At 33.1% G+C, this 13095-nt stretch carries 17 protein-coding genes; 9 read left to right on the plus strand and 8 right to left on the minus strand.

Going from position 1 to position 13095, the window contains the following annotated elements; translation table 11 throughout:
* Nucleotides 1-84: 84 nt before the first annotated feature.
* Genes IJE13_RS05395 through IJE13_RS05405 form a run of 3 tightly spaced genes read left to right on the plus strand, consistent with a single transcriptional unit; the run spans nucleotide 85 to nucleotide 1637 of the window.
* Nucleotides 85-363, plus strand: coding sequence for a hypothetical protein (locus IJE13_RS05395; protein WP_292778014.1), 279 nt, complete (start codon nucleotides 85-87; stop codon nucleotides 361-363).
* Between the two features lie 54 nt (nucleotides 364-417).
* A complete protein-coding gene (locus IJE13_RS05400; protein ID WP_292778017.1) occupies nucleotides 418-786 on the plus strand; it encodes a hypothetical protein in 369 nt (122 codons plus the stop codon).
* A gap of 53 nt (nucleotides 787-839) precedes the next feature.
* Entirely contained in the window at nucleotides 840-1637 is a 798-nt protein-coding gene (locus tag IJE13_RS05405) for a DUF4013 domain-containing protein (protein ID WP_292778019.1), read from the plus strand.
* Between the two features lie 58 nt (nucleotides 1638-1695).
* On the opposite strand, the gene IJE13_RS05410 is transcribed toward IJE13_RS05405, so the two are convergent.
* The 3 genes from IJE13_RS05410 to IJE13_RS05420 all read right to left on the minus strand — a co-directional run bounded on the left by IJE13_RS05410 (nucleotide 1696) and on the right by IJE13_RS05420 (nucleotide 3681).
* Nucleotides 1696-2493 carry a nitroreductase family protein gene (locus IJE13_RS05410; RefSeq protein WP_292778023.1) on the minus strand — a complete coding sequence of 266 codons (798 nt, stop codon included), beginning with the start codon at nucleotides 2491-2493 and terminating at the stop codon, nucleotides 1696-1698.
* A gap of 132 nt (nucleotides 2494-2625) precedes the next feature.
* Nucleotides 2626-3165, minus strand: a complete 540-nt coding sequence (locus IJE13_RS05415; protein ID WP_292778025.1) for a glutathione peroxidase — start codon at nucleotides 3163-3165, stop codon at nucleotides 2626-2628.
* A 57-nt stretch (nucleotides 3166-3222) separates the two neighbouring features.
* Nucleotides 3223-3681 carry a flavodoxin gene (locus IJE13_RS05420; RefSeq protein ID WP_292778029.1) on the minus strand — a complete coding sequence of 153 codons (459 nt, stop codon included), beginning with the start codon at nucleotides 3679-3681 and terminating at the stop codon, nucleotides 3223-3225.
* Between the two features lie 171 nt (nucleotides 3682-3852).
* Here IJE13_RS05420 and IJE13_RS05425 point away from each other — a divergent pair, with 171 nt between their 5' ends.
* Nucleotides 3853-4203: an arsenate reductase family protein gene (locus IJE13_RS05425; protein ID WP_292778033.1), complete on the plus strand. Its 351-nt coding sequence runs from the start codon at nucleotides 3853-3855 to the stop codon at nucleotides 4201-4203.
* 60 nt (nucleotides 4204-4263) lie between these two features.
* Here IJE13_RS05425 and IJE13_RS05430 read toward each other — a convergent pair whose 3' ends face one another.
* The 3 genes from IJE13_RS05430 to IJE13_RS05440 all read right to left on the minus strand — a co-directional run bounded on the left by IJE13_RS05430 (nucleotide 4264) and on the right by IJE13_RS05440 (nucleotide 5970).
* Nucleotides 4264-4848 carry a hypothetical protein gene (locus tag IJE13_RS05430; protein WP_292778036.1) on the minus strand — a complete coding sequence of 195 codons (585 nt, stop codon included), beginning with the start codon at nucleotides 4846-4848 and terminating at the stop codon, nucleotides 4264-4266.
* 26 nt (nucleotides 4849-4874) lie between these two features.
* Nucleotides 4875-5462, minus strand: a complete 588-nt coding sequence (locus tag IJE13_RS05435; RefSeq protein ID WP_292778037.1) for an aminotransferase class I/II-fold pyridoxal phosphate-dependent enzyme — start codon at nucleotides 5460-5462, stop codon at nucleotides 4875-4877.
* A 130-nt stretch (nucleotides 5463-5592) separates the two neighbouring features.
* Entirely contained in the window at nucleotides 5593-5970 is a 378-nt protein-coding gene (locus IJE13_RS05440) for a hypothetical protein (RefSeq protein ID WP_292778038.1), read from the minus strand.
* A gap of 251 nt (nucleotides 5971-6221) precedes the next feature.
* Here IJE13_RS05440 and IJE13_RS05445 point away from each other — a divergent pair, with 251 nt between their 5' ends.
* Together IJE13_RS05445 and IJE13_RS05450 are read left to right on the plus strand one after the other, a co-directional pair.
* Nucleotides 6222-6713 (plus strand): DUF308 domain-containing protein, encoded by a 492-nt coding sequence (locus tag IJE13_RS05445; protein ID WP_292778039.1) that lies wholly within the window; start codon nucleotides 6222-6224, stop codon nucleotides 6711-6713.
* Between the two features lie 281 nt (nucleotides 6714-6994).
* Nucleotides 6995-8449: a sodium-dependent transporter gene (locus IJE13_RS05450; RefSeq protein ID WP_292778041.1), complete on the plus strand. Its 1455-nt coding sequence runs from the start codon at nucleotides 6995-6997 to the stop codon at nucleotides 8447-8449.
* A gap of 143 nt (nucleotides 8450-8592) precedes the next feature.
* Here the strand turns inward: IJE13_RS05450 and serS are convergent, their stop codons facing one another.
* The gene (gene serS / locus IJE13_RS05455; protein ID WP_292778043.1) at nucleotides 8593-9870 is read right to left on the minus strand and encodes a serine--tRNA ligase; all 1278 of its coding nucleotides are present in this window, start codon (nucleotides 9868-9870) and stop codon (nucleotides 8593-8595) included.
* 142 nt (nucleotides 9871-10012) lie between these two features.
* Nucleotides 10013-10642 (minus strand): hypothetical protein, encoded by a 630-nt coding sequence (locus IJE13_RS05460; protein ID WP_292778045.1) that lies wholly within the window; start codon nucleotides 10640-10642, stop codon nucleotides 10013-10015.
* Between the two features lie 100 nt (nucleotides 10643-10742).
* Between IJE13_RS05460 and comB the strand changes: the two genes are divergently transcribed.
* From comB to IJE13_RS05475, 3 genes are all read left to right on the plus strand, one after another.
* A complete protein-coding gene (gene comB, locus IJE13_RS05465; protein WP_292778047.1) occupies nucleotides 10743-11486 on the plus strand; it encodes a 2-phosphosulfolactate phosphatase in 744 nt (247 codons plus the stop codon).
* 109 nt (nucleotides 11487-11595) lie between these two features.
* A complete protein-coding gene (locus IJE13_RS05470) occupies nucleotides 11596-12762 on the plus strand; it encodes a TraB/GumN family protein (RefSeq protein ID WP_292778049.1) in 1167 nt (388 codons plus the stop codon).
* Nucleotides 12763-12804: 42 nt separating this feature from the next.
* Nucleotides 12805-13065 (plus strand): DUF1922 domain-containing protein, encoded by a 261-nt coding sequence (locus tag IJE13_RS05475; RefSeq protein ID WP_292778051.1) that lies wholly within the window; start codon nucleotides 12805-12807, stop codon nucleotides 13063-13065.
* Nucleotides 13066-13095: the final 30 nt, after the last annotated feature.

The following is a 13095-nucleotide window of genomic DNA, read 5'->3' on the forward strand; positions in this document are numbered from 1 at the left end:
TCAACATTTCAAGCACAAATCAACACATAAAATATACTTTTCTACTCCGCTTCTTTTTAAAAATTATACATAGGAGTTTTTAAAATGGCAAATACAGAAAACTTAAAACCATTTACTAAATTAAATGCTAAAGAAATGGGAAGACGTGGTGGAATTGCTTCTGGAAAAAGCAGAAAAGAAAAAGCATATATAAAACATAGCTTAACATTACTATTAAATATACAGAATTATATAAACTCTCTTTCTAACATAGAGTTTGAAACCTTTGTATGCGTTTTTTCATTAGAACAGCAAAGTTATATACGCACACTATTTAAACCTAGTAAAAAAGAAATAAGACAAATATTAAAAAAATTTAAATAAATTTTACACCAATATTTATATATCTATTTTTAAGAATCTAAGAACGGTGACATAATGGTAGAATTAGATAAGGAAGAATTATACAAGCAATTGGAAGAGATGGAAAACGATTTGAGACTTTATCCCATTGAAGATGGGTTGGAAGATGATATAATCGATTACATCAATGGAAAGGAATTGACTGAAAACGAAAAATGGGATTTGGAGAACAGACTTGAAGATTTCTTCTATGGCGCCAAACTCAAATGCAGAAAGCCTACCTACTACTTTACTGATGGATTTGAGTTTTATGTCACTGAAATCTATATAGACTTTAGAATCCTTGAACATGTCAGAAAATCATTCCCTAAATTCAATCAACTTTCAGTTTCATCTGAGATTGAACAAGGATTTTCCTGTCTTTCCGTTAAATTAACCCTATGATTTGATTTGCTTAAGCAATTTTCATGCCCACAATTTAATTATGCCTGATAAACATGTTAGACCTATTTAAAAATGAATTAAAAGATGCAATAAGATATCCCTTTATAGATTGGAAAAACCTTATCATAATAGGGACCTTAATGTTTGCCATTACCATTTCAAACAAGGCTAATCTTAGCAAAATAGATTTGGCAATTTCTATTTTAGAAAGTCTTATTCCCAACTATTTTAATTCAAATACAATCATTTTAATCATTTCTGTTATTTTATTATTTCTGGAAATGGGATATGGGTCAAAGATAGTCTATAAAGGATTATTGGGAGAAAACAAGCCCCCTAAATTAAATAAAATCAAAAAATTAGTTTGGGAAGGGTTTAAGAAATATTGCATCGTTGTAATTTATGGTATTGTGATGACACTTCTGCTTAAGCATGCAAAATCCTATTTCCTTGCAGATGATATTCCTTTGGCAATTGTATTTTTCATATTATTCAATTTTGTTTATTTGGTCTTGGTAGGGGCTCTTCTTAATAGATATGAAAGTAAGGGAAAGTTCATTAAGGCTTTTCACTACAAGGAAATCTTCGGCTTGATGAAGGACATTGGCGCAAAAGATGTCTTTACAATTTTCATCTGTGCTGTCATAGGCCAAATCTTTGTAGTGAGCGGTTTTGTTGACATTACAGAAGGTGGCCTAACCCTTTTTGAAATTGGCATTTCAATCCTGACTTTCTTTTTGGCTCCGATTAGTTTAATATCTACAAAAAGACTGATCTCCTTGAATCTAAGAAGAGTATACGCTGAGAAGGATAAAAAATTAAAATCATCCGAAAAAGAATATTTGGAATAATAAGTTTAAATTAAGATAAAAACAAGCAATAAAATTGTAAACAATTAAGTTAAAATAATTATTTATAATAAACATCTATTTTTTTATGAGGAACTGTCCTTTTGTATTTTACTCTTGGATAACCGATTACAAAAGCGGAATACATATGCTTATTTGAATCTATTTCAGGGAAGAATTCCATCAGCTTATCATGATTCAATTCATCAGCCTTAAGAGTGAATAAGGAATAGAATCCTCCAAGCCCCATTGTATAAGCCAATAATTCAATCCTTGCATTTGCAATAAGAGCATTTGCCTGGCTATTTGAAAAAGACAGAATCATCTGATGGCCTTCCCAAAGAAGCGGGTGATTCTTATAGTTTCCCTCACCTCTAAGATACTCTCCAAATTGCTTTATTCTAAAGAATTTTTCTTCTTCAACACTGATTATATCATAGACCAAATGCATGAATTCATCCAATTTCTCATCCATCACTACAAATTCAACATCCTGTGCATTTTGAGCACTTGGACTGTAATAGGCAGCTTCAAATAGCTTATCAAATGTTTCATCATCTATTTTTTTCTTCTTAAACCAGCGAATGCTTCTACGCTGCTTTAATAAATCAAGAAAATCTTCACTGGATACTGGAATTTCCTTAGGGTTATAATCAATAACCCGACTCTTCTGATTTTCAAATACCTTTAGAGAAATAGAATTAGTTGGACAAATTGCTAAACAATGCCCACAATCAAAACAGTCCCCATTATCGACTTCCACTGCCTTTTTATCAACAATAGCTATATTATCCCTAATACAAACCATTTCACATAATTTACATCCAGAACAAGTTTCTGTGTTGATGTTTAATTTCATTTAATCACTGGTAAATGCTATTTTAATTAAAATATTTAAAATTGATTAAGTTTTGTCAATACAAAAATTTTTAAAAATTTATGAAAAACAACTAACTCTTTTTACAAAAAATAAAATAAAAAAAGTTGAAATTTATAATAATTCTTCAATTCTTGCCTTTACATCATCCAAACTTTCAGTAGGTTCGAATCTTTGGACTACATTTCCTTCACGGTCAACCAAGAATTTAGTGAAATTCCATTTGATGTTTGGATTATTCATATAATCCTCATCAATCTGTTTTAATATGCCATCCATCAATTCGGCTTTTTCACCTGTAAATCCTTTGAATCCCTGTTCACTTTTAAGATAGGCATATAAAGGCTCTTCATTTTCACCATTCACTTCAATCTTTTCAAAGATTGGGTATTGAACTAAAAAGTCAACACGGCAGCTTTCAGCAATTTCCTCTCCAGTTCCAGGAGCCTGCTGGCCAAATTGATTGCATGGAAAATCCAAGATGGTGAATCCCTCATCCTTAAATTCATTGAAGATTTGAGTCAATTCATTATACTGTGGAGTGAACCCACATTTGGTTGCTGAATTAACAATTAACAATACTTGTCCCTCAAAATCCTTTAAGGATACCATATTTCCTGCAGTGTCCTTTACTTCAAAATCATAAATTGACATCTTTTCACCTTTGTTTTTTATTTGAATGAAAATCTGAAATAAAAAGAATAATAAAAGTTATTCTATAAATGAAGAGAGTTCCTCACTGAATTCATCACGTTTTACTTCCTTTGTAGTAAGTGCCAATGTCTTTAAGGGAGCCTTACCAACATACTTTTCCATTTGTGCAAAAGTGCCCTCAAATCCAGAACCCCCGGCAGTCACAAAGAATTTCACATCATTGAACTTGCCTTCATTCTGTTTAATATATGAAATCATAGGGTTTGCAGCCTTTCCTGCCCATACAGGAACGCCCAAATAAACCAAGTCATAATCTGAAGGGTCGAATTCCAAAGCTTCCAAATCAATGATCTTTTCTGAAATGGCATCCTTTCCACCACGCATATAACCTATTTTACCATCATAATTGACTTTGGATACGATTTCTTCAATATCCGCACCAGTTTCTCTTGCAATAGCTTCCGCCAATTTCTTTGTAACGTTTGATCTTGAATAATAAGCGACTAAAACACTCATGATATCACCATTTTTAAAATAAATTTAATTGATTTGATTGAAATAATTTTTTAATAAAATCATATAATCTTTTAATTTTCAAAATATAAAAAATTAATTATATAAAATATGAAAATTAAAGAATTAATTAACTAAAAATTACTTTTAAAATATTTGAAAAGAGGTTAAAGAATGTTATTTATTTACTATCCGAAATGCAGCACATGCAGAAAGGCCAAGAAATGGTTGGATGAAAACGGATTCGAATACGACGAGCAGCATATCGTTGAAGACAATCCTGACTACGACCAATTGAAGGCATTATATGAGAAAAGCGGACTTCCCCTCAAGAGGTTCTTCAATACCAGTGGCGGAATTTACAGGGAGATGCAATTAAAAGACAAGTTGACCGACATGAGTGAAGAAGAGCAATTGAATCTTTTAGCTAGTGAAGGCATGCTTGTAAAGCGTCCAATAATAGAGACTGAATCTATCTGCCTTACTGGATTTAGGCAAAAAGAGTGGGAAGAGAAGTTAAAGTAATTAACTTATCCCCTTTTTACTTTTTTTTAAAAATTTTTCTATTTTTCTTAAATTTGTATCTTATTTTCTTATTTTGAATTTTTCAATTCCCTCTTTTAATGCATTTAATCCTTCAACCAGTAATTCTTCAGGGCATGCAATGTTCATTCTTAGGAAATTGTCTCCATTTTGACCTAATTGAACTCCTGGAGACAGGAATAAACTGACTTCCTTCCTTAAGAATTCGGACAATGCATTGGAAAATTCTCCATTTTCAAAATTTTTATTCAAATCACTGCAATCCAGCCATAAGAGATAGGTTGCATTGGCGGGAACCAATTTGATTTCAGGAATCTCACTTCTTAAAAAATCATCCACAATCATCTTATTGTCAAATAATACTTCTTTTAGCTCGTTTAGCCAATCTTCACTTTTATACGCTGCAATTGTAGCGTCAATGGAGAATATGTTCGGCTGATTGAAGCAATCAATTGACAATTGCCTTTCAAGAACTTCATAAAGCTCTTTGCTTCTGGTGAAGACCGCAGAACTTTGAAGCCCAGCAATGTTAAATGTCTTGCTTGGAGAAATGCAATTAATGCTGTTATCGGACAATTCATCATCTAAGGATGCAAACGGAACATATTTTAAATCAGGATCTGTCAAATCACAATGAATCTCATCCGATACGACTATGACTCATTCTCTTTTGCCAAAATAGCTATTTTTTCTAGAGTCTCCTTATCCCAGATTCTACCAATAGGATTATGAGGATTACATAATAACATCAATTTAGTCTTTGGATTTTTGAATTTCTCTTCCAAGTCATCAAAATCAATTGCATAAGCGGTTTCCACATCTTCAGAGTCAGGATTGTAAATCAATTGATTTTCCACCACGTTTCTATTATTATTCTCAATCACATAAAAGAAATCATGATAAACTGGTGTTTGGATTAAGACATTATCCCCCTCATCTGAAAAGGCACGAATAATGCTTGTTATTAAAGGCATTACTCCAGTTGCAAACAGTAATTCCTCCTTTTTCATTGAAAGACCATATCTTTTCCACCAATTGATATAGGAATCAAATACCTCCTCATTTACAAAGGAATAAGCATAAACTCCATGCTTGGCTTTTCTACTGACTGATTCATAAATGAGTGGAGAGGCATAGAAATCCATATCTGCAACCCACATTGGATATTCATCATCAAACAAATCCCATTTCAGTGAATTGGTGTTTTTCCTATCAATAATAGATTCAAAATTGTATTTCATAAATAATCTCCTAATGAGAAATTGTTAATTATATTAGTCTTTAATTAATAAACTAAACAATAATAGAAATTAAAAAAAAAATGATAAAAAATAAATTTTAAATTTTAAAATGAAACATCCATTTTTAAAATTATGGTTTAACTATAAAAGAAACAAATCCATATGGTAAAAAAGAACTTTGCTCTTGTACAACTTCACCATGTTTAACGACTTGGACATTTAAAACATCTGAACTGCCATCTTGTTTTGAAACTTGGACATTAATTTTTTCACTACCATTAAAGTCTAAATCAATAATTTGATCTCCATGCCCTACTATTACTTTAACTGTATCATCATTTTGAACAATACCTTGCCATTGCCCATCATAATTAACTTTTAATTGTGTCCCAGAGCCTATGCCTCCAAGGGCAAGTAATAAGATTGCCGCTAAAATAAAGAAAGCAACTATAATGACAATTGCCTTTTTATTCATATCCCATTCATTCCAAGTATCTAAAATACTCATCTTAAAAACCTCACATATTTAAATCACTTTGCTTTGATAATAAACATCCGAAAATTATTATCTAAACTAAAATTTGTTTAATTTTAAATATATACATTATGATTTGATTTTAGACTTAATAGATAATTATATGACCATTATAAAAGAATATAAAATTTAAAAGAATAATAACAAATTAAGTTAAGATAATAATTTTTATATACATAAATAAATAGAATATAAAACAATTAAATGTAAATGAGGTGAAAATAATGGAATCAAATAAGATTTTAGCAATTATCTCAATAATCATTGGTTTAATATTCATCATATTCCCAATATTCAGTTCCAATTTAATTTCCATTCTAATTGGTGCTGCAGTATTGATATTCGGTATTGCATTGGCTTATACAGGAATCATCTCAAAAGAGATTTCCCCTGCTTTTTCAACCATTGCAGCAATATTTGGAGTGGTAATGATCATCTTAGGATTGGCATTCATCTTTGGAACAAATGCAATTGCCTTCCTGGTAGGATTGCAATTCTATATAGTAGGATTCATGATGGTTATTGTTGGTGTAATGGGGTTGCTTGGCGGTCCGGCCATTCAAAGAACCGGCTCTATAATCTGCTTGGTATTAGGAATAGTCATTTTATTGATTGCAATGTTTGCAGCAAACAATCCTGTATTGATTACCATCATTTTAGGTATTGCATTAGTGGCTTATGGAGTATCCGGATACTTGCATGCTGATGAATACTAAGAGACTAATTTTGAAGAATAATTATTCTTCATTTTCTTTTTTTTTTGATTTTTTATTCTATTTTTTTTTTTCGCAAAATAATTATTTTTATTTGTTCATATATTTTTTTTAGAAATTTTTTAATAACGGTTTTTCATTTTGTTCATATATTTCTTAAAAATGTTCAAAAATTCATAAAAAAATATATAAAAAAAGACATATACTATCTTTATAAGTAAAATAAGCAAATTCAACTTAGTTAAAACTGATTTTGTATAAATTATCATAAGGTAGTGTATTAGATGAATGAAAATTCCGGATGGGGTTCAATAGCAACATTTTTATTTGCAATGATTGGCCTTACAATTGGTATCGGCAATATTTGGCGTTTCAGTTATGTATTCTATACCAATGGAGGAGGATCATTCTTCATCCCCTATTTGATTGCCATCGCAGTTATGGGAATACCGTTCCTGATTTTAGAGTACGGACTTGGATTTAAATTCAAAAAGAGCTTTTCAAAGCTTTTATATGACATCGACCCAAGATTTGAGATTGTCGCATGGGCATTGGTGCTCTTTGTATTCATTGTTGCAATTTACTATATGGTCATTTTAAGTTGGGATTTCATTTATCTGATTAACAGCTTTACATTCGGATGGGGAAATGACCCATCACTCTTTTTCACCACAAATGTCGGAGGATCCTCCAATCTTAGTGGAATCGGTTCTGTAATATTGCCTACCTTCATTGCCATCATAATATTATGGGCCTTGTTCTGGCTTGTTTCAAACAGGGATGTTGATAAAGGAATCGGCAGAGCATCAAAAGTTCTAATGCCACTTCTCTTCATTATAATGTCATTCATCCTCATTTACTCATTTACATTGCCTGGATTTGAATTGGGATTGGCCACTTTATTGAAGCCTAACTGGCTGGCCCTTCTTGATGTGAACATTTGGCTTGCTGCATTTGCCCAAATAATATTTTCATTAAGCATAGGCCAAGCCATGGTATATACCTATGCAAGCTACCTATCCAAAGAATCCAGATTGATTGACGATGTCTTTATGGTCGTTGTTGCAAACTGCCTATATGAAATATTTGTTGCCATAGGAATATTCTCCATATTGGGATACATGTCTGTGACAAGCTCAATTCCTATAACAGAATTGATAAGTGAAGGAACCGGTTTGATTTTCATCGTTCTTCCGGAAGTCTTTGCAGTAATGGGACCTATCGGCAGAATAATAGCTCCATTATTGATGCTGTCCATATTATTTGCAGGATTCACCTCATCACTTGCATTGTTCGAACCGCTATTGTCTTCAGTCTGTGACAAGCTCAATTGGTCCCGTAAAAAAGGAGTTACCGTTCTAGTCATTATTGCATGTGTCTGTTCATTATTCTTCTCAACAGGAATAAGCAGCTATCTGGTTGAGATTGTTGACACTTTTGTCAATGAATTTGGAATTTTGATTCTGATAGCAATACAGGCAATAATATTTACCAGATATTTGGATATGGATGAGATAACTGCCGTTCTAAATGAAAACTCCACCATTAAGGTTGGAAGAAAATGGAAATTTGTTCTTAAATATCTGCTTCCATTGATGCTGATTATAATGTGGATTATAGGAATTTACAACTTAATCTACAATGTTGACGGGTTTAAGATAGGAATTTATCTTTTAATCACATTGATTGTTATTGGATTGTCAGTATTCTTCGTTAAAGTCAATCCAAAAAATGACTGAAAAAAGATTTGAAAAAAAGATAAATAAAATTAAAATAGATAAAAATAGCAATGAACTAAAATATACTTAAAATTAAGAAAATAAAAAAAGTATTTGACTAAAAAAATACTGAAAAAAATAATAAAAAAAGTAAAAGAATAAAATTATTCTTTTGCTTCAATAACTGTTTTTCCTCCCATATAAGGCACTAAGACCTCTGGGACCTTTACACTTCCATCCGCTTGCTGATAGTTTTCCAAAATGCAACATATGGTTCTTTCAGTAGCAATAGCTGTACTGTTTAATGTGTGCAATGTTTGAGCGTCTCCAGATCCTGCCCTACCGACTCTGGTCTTGGTCTTTCTTGCTTGATAATCGCCACAATTGGTACAGGACACCAATTCCCTGAATGCACCTGAACCTGGGAACCATGCCTCAAGGTCATACTTGATGGCTGCATTGTCATTCAATGCAGATGAAACAATAGCCACAATCTGATATGGAAGACCTAATTTCTTATAGATGCTTTCAGTGACTTCCAAGAGTCTCTTATGCTCATTCTTGCTCTCTTCAGGATTTGAGAAAATGAACTGTTCAATCTTTTCAAACTGGTGAACCCTAAAGATTCCTAAAGTGTCCTTTCCATGGGATCCTGCCTCTTTTCTAAAGCAGGTGGAAAGCGCACAGTATCTTAAAGGCAAGTCTTCAGGATTGATGATTTCGTCCCTGTGAAGAGCTGCAAGTGTCTGTTCAGCAGTTGCAATCAAGTATAAGTCCTCATTTTCTACCTTATATAAGGTCTCTTCAAACTCACCGAGCTCTGAAGTCTCAGCTGCAACTTCACTCTTTACAAAGAAAGGAGTTTGCATAGGAATGTACCCTTCTCCTTCAAGCTCGTTCAATGCAAATTGAATCAAAGCTAAATTGAGATGCAATATGTCTCTTTTCAAGTAGTAGAATCTTGCACCTGCAATGCTTGCTGCAGTTTCAATGTCTGCACCATCGATCTTTTCAATCAAGTCCACGTGGTTTAAAGGCTCAAAATCAAATTCAGTCAATTCTCCAACAGTCCTTACAACCACATTGTCATCTTCAGTGTCTGAAACAGGAACATCCTCATCGATGATGTTTCCAACTTTGTATCTGTAATCATCCCTAAGCTCAAGGTATTCTGCATTTTTGGCATTCAATTCCTTTATTTCATCTGCCACCGCCTTACTTTTGGCAATGACTTCCTCCATATTGCCTTCCTGCTTAGCTTTTTTGAATGATTTGGATAACTTGTTTTTCTCTGCCCTTAATGAGTTTAATCTCCTTTCACCTTCTCTCCATAAGGTGTCATATTCAATAACCTTTTCAGCATTTTCTGTGCTTCTGAACCTTTTCTCCTCAGAGTCAAATATCAAATCAGGGTTTTCTCTGAATAATTTAATGTCTAGCAATTTTTATTCTCCTTCTAAATGAATAAATGATTAATAATTATAATTTGATAATTTTTATTAAATTGAATAAATTTTTTTAAAAAAAATTTTACTATAAACTAATATATTTTTCTTATTTAATAATTATTTTGATTGATTGAGATTATTTTAATTCATTGATTAAAAAGGAATATCTTGATTCGGCTTTCAAAATCGGGTCTTTGGAAATGTTATTATGACTTAATATCCTTATGAATCTTTTAGTGTCATCTTCAAGATCTTCCCTTTTTAAGACTTCTTCCTCCAAATAGTCAGGATAAACCAAATAGCCATAATCCAAATCAGAATTATCTTCATCATTGCCATCTTTATCATATTTGAAATCGATTACATTTGCTCCAATATCTGAAACTATGTCCTTTAAGAACTCTGAATAGACCTTTACTTTTTTATCCTTATTGAGTTCTCTTATTTTATCAAATTCCTCTTCATCAAAAAGAGCATATTCAACATCATCCTTATAATCATTAAAAATGACTTCAATCTCTTCACAATCAATTGCTTTTTCAATCAAATTCTTTTCAAAAAGATAATCGGACACTGTTTTAATGCTTTCCTTGATTTGACTGAATGTATTTATTCTGATGGCTAATGAATCCATTTTCACCTTGCTTTCAGAAAGCAAAATGGCAAAATCCCCTTCTTCCTCATCTGGGAACCTGTTTACCTTAAAGTCTTCAAGTCCTGCCCATTCCACTATCTGCCTGCACATTGGAGTTGTAACAACTATCATAATATTCCTCTAATAAAAATAGAACTTAATACTTATTAAATATTATATATTACAAAATATAAAAATTATATTAGTTAAGCATAGAATTAGAGGCTTGAAAGTGAAGGTAAGTTTAAGTTTTGAAAAAGGTTCATCAAAAGACCTATCCATTATGGTTGATGCGTTAAGGGCAAGCAGCACAATGATTTTTGCTCTGGATAAATTCAAGGATATCTATCCGGTATACACTCCAGAGGAAGCAATGGAAATTGCTAAGGAAAAAGATGCTGCATTGGCAGGGGAGAGGACCGGTAGAACAATTGAAGGGTTTGAACTTGGAAATTCACCTGGTGAAATGAAAGCATATAATGGTGAAAAGGATTCCTTGGTTCTTACAACAACAAATGGAATAAGGGTGTTGGAAAATATGGAATCTGAAATCGTTCTGATTGGATCATTTGTCAATGCAAAGGCCTGTGCAAAGGCAGCATGCAAGCTTGCAAGAGAGCACATTGAAATCGTCATGGGAGGATTTGAAAGAACATTTGCAATAGAGGACTTCTTGGCAGCAGGTGAAATAATTTATTGGATCCAAAAGGAATTGGAAGAGGAAAATAAATTGAATATCGATGACATAGCCTACTATGAAGAGGAAACAGGCATAACAGAATATGCGCTTTCAGCCATATTGGCAAGCAGAGACAAGGAAAAGGTAGAGAAAGTCTCCATAAAATCAAAATCAGGACGTCGTCTTGCATATTTGGGATATGAGGATGATGTCAATCTATGTGTGAAAATCAATATAAGTGAAAATGTTGGAATCTATAAGGATGGAAAAATCACACTATATGAAAATCAGGAATAAATTGAAAATCATAATCCCATTTACACAAAGTTTATAAGCATAACTAATATAATTAATATAGTAATGAAAAACAATAATTCATAAAGAAATTTTATAAAGAAGGAATCTAATGATTAGAGAATGTTTAAAGATTATAGGAACCGCACATGTGTCTCAAGATAGTGCCGATGAAGTAAGGGCAGCCATTTTGGAAGACCAGCCTGATGTGGTGGCCATTGAATTGGATAGAGGACGATACCAAAGATTGATGAATGAGAGAAACGGTATCGTGGAAGATGACTCAATCCATATCACTGAAATCATCAAGGAAAACAAGGTAGGGGTTTTCCTGGTCACAACAATCCTTTCCTATATGCAAAATAAGATCGGTGAGGATGTGGACATCAAGCCGGGTGCCGAAATGGTTTCTGCAATTGAAGCCTCAGAAGAGATCGGCTGCAGAATCGCACTCATTGACAGAGACATCAATGTCACTTTGCAAAGGGTATTGAACAGCATGAGCGCTTGGGAAAAACTGAAGTTCCTGTATGGAATTGTCGCCTCAGTATTCTCCTCAGATGAAGAGGAACTGGACATTGAAGAGTTGAAACAGCAGGCCAATATTGACCAGGCCATGGAATACTTCAAGGAAATCTCACCTGGAGCATACAACGCACTTGTTAAGGAAAGGGACGCTTATCTTGCAAAGGGAATATTGAACATTCCGGAAGATAAGGTAATAGCTGTTGTAGGTGCAGGACACAGGGAAGGAATAATCAGTTTTCTTGACAATCCAGAAACCATACCAAGCTATAGAGAACTGAATGATATGAACAGCAAAGGAGGAATTCCTTGGCTTAAAATCATTTTGGCATTGATTCCAATCTCATTTGTCGTGATATTTTTTCTTGCTTGGATGAATGGAATTCACATAGAAGGGGACATTGCACAGTTCATTGTAATCAGCATGATAATGGGTTTCATAGGTTCAATCGTCTCAGGATCCAAAATCCAATCAGCCATCATCGGAGGACTTGTCGCTCCACTTACCATCATTCACCCATTGCTTGCTGCAGGATGGTTTTCAGGACTTGCAGAAGCCAAATTCAGAAGGGTGAGAAGACAGGACATCAATAATTTAGGCAAGATAGAAAGCTTTAGGGATTTATGGAACAATAATATCATTAGGATTTTGCTTGTGGTTGTTGGAACAAACATTGGAGTGAGCATTGCAACACTCATCATATTGCCATCACAAGTGTTTATTCCATTGTTCATGAAATTATTTGGAGGATAAAAATTAATTAATTTGAATTTTTTCCTAAATGAGGTTATTTAGATGTATTTAATATTTAGATGCGACTGCGGAAGGGTATTGTATGCAAAAAAAGGAGTCGCTACCAGAAAATGTCCATGCGGAAAGACAATCAAGGTAAAAAGCCGCAGAATCCTTCAAAAAGTGGAAACTGCAGAAGATGCAATATATGTGGTGCAGAAGATGCAAGAGGAAATTTACGGAGAATCCGTATTCAGCACTGCAGAGGAATTCAAGAACAATAAGTTTCTCAATCAATTGGATAGAAAAATGAAGGAATTATAATATTCTAATCAATCAAAGAAATTATAATGA

The organism is Methanobrevibacter sp., assembly GCF_017410345.1.
Taxonomy (GTDB): Archaea; Methanobacteriota; Methanobacteria; order Methanobacteriales; family Methanobacteriaceae; genus Methanobrevibacter.

What these genes read in the sequence shown, in the direction of transcription:
- IJE13_RS05415 (WP_292778025.1), bottom strand. Translation starts at nt 3,165, where the DNA reads ATGTCAATTTATGATTTTGAAGTAAAGGACACTGCAGGAAATATGGTA.
- IJE13_RS05410 (WP_292778023.1), bottom strand. Translation starts at nt 2,493, where the DNA reads ATGAAATTAAACATCAACACAGAAACTTGTTCTGGATGTAAATTATGT.
- IJE13_RS05395 (WP_292778014.1), top strand. Translation starts at nt 85, where the DNA reads ATGGCAAATACAGAAAACTTAAAACCATTTACTAAATTAAATGCTAAA.
- IJE13_RS05445 (WP_292778039.1), top strand. Translation starts at nt 6,222, where the DNA reads ATGGAATCAAATAAGATTTTAGCAATTATCTCAATAATCATTGGTTTA.
- IJE13_RS05435 (WP_292778037.1), bottom strand. Translation starts at nt 5,462, where the DNA reads ATGAAATACAATTTTGAATCTATTATTGATAGGAAAAACACCAATTCA.
- IJE13_RS05440 (WP_292778038.1), bottom strand. Translation starts at nt 5,970, where the DNA reads ATGAGTATTTTAGATACTTGGAATGAATGGGATATGAATAAAAAGGCA.
- IJE13_RS05420 (WP_292778029.1), bottom strand. Translation starts at nt 3,681, where the DNA reads ATGAGTGTTTTAGTCGCTTATTATTCAAGATCAAACGTTACAAAGAAA.
- IJE13_RS05405 (WP_292778019.1), top strand. Translation starts at nt 840, where the DNA reads ATGTTAGACCTATTTAAAAATGAATTAAAAGATGCAATAAGATATCCC.
- IJE13_RS05460 (WP_292778045.1), bottom strand. Translation starts at nt 10,642, where the DNA reads ATGATAGTTGTTACAACTCCAATGTGCAGGCAGATAGTGGAATGGGCA.
- IJE13_RS05425 (WP_292778033.1), top strand. Translation starts at nt 3,853, where the DNA reads ATGTTATTTATTTACTATCCGAAATGCAGCACATGCAGAAAGGCCAAG.
- IJE13_RS05470 (WP_292778049.1), top strand. Translation starts at nt 11,596, where the DNA reads ATGATTAGAGAATGTTTAAAGATTATAGGAACCGCACATGTGTCTCAA.
- IJE13_RS05475 (WP_292778051.1), top strand. Translation starts at nt 12,805, where the DNA reads ATGTATTTAATATTTAGATGCGACTGCGGAAGGGTATTGTATGCAAAA.
- IJE13_RS05400 (WP_292778017.1), top strand. Translation starts at nt 418, where the DNA reads ATGGTAGAATTAGATAAGGAAGAATTATACAAGCAATTGGAAGAGATG.
- IJE13_RS05450 (WP_292778041.1), top strand. Translation starts at nt 6,995, where the DNA reads ATGAATGAAAATTCCGGATGGGGTTCAATAGCAACATTTTTATTTGCA.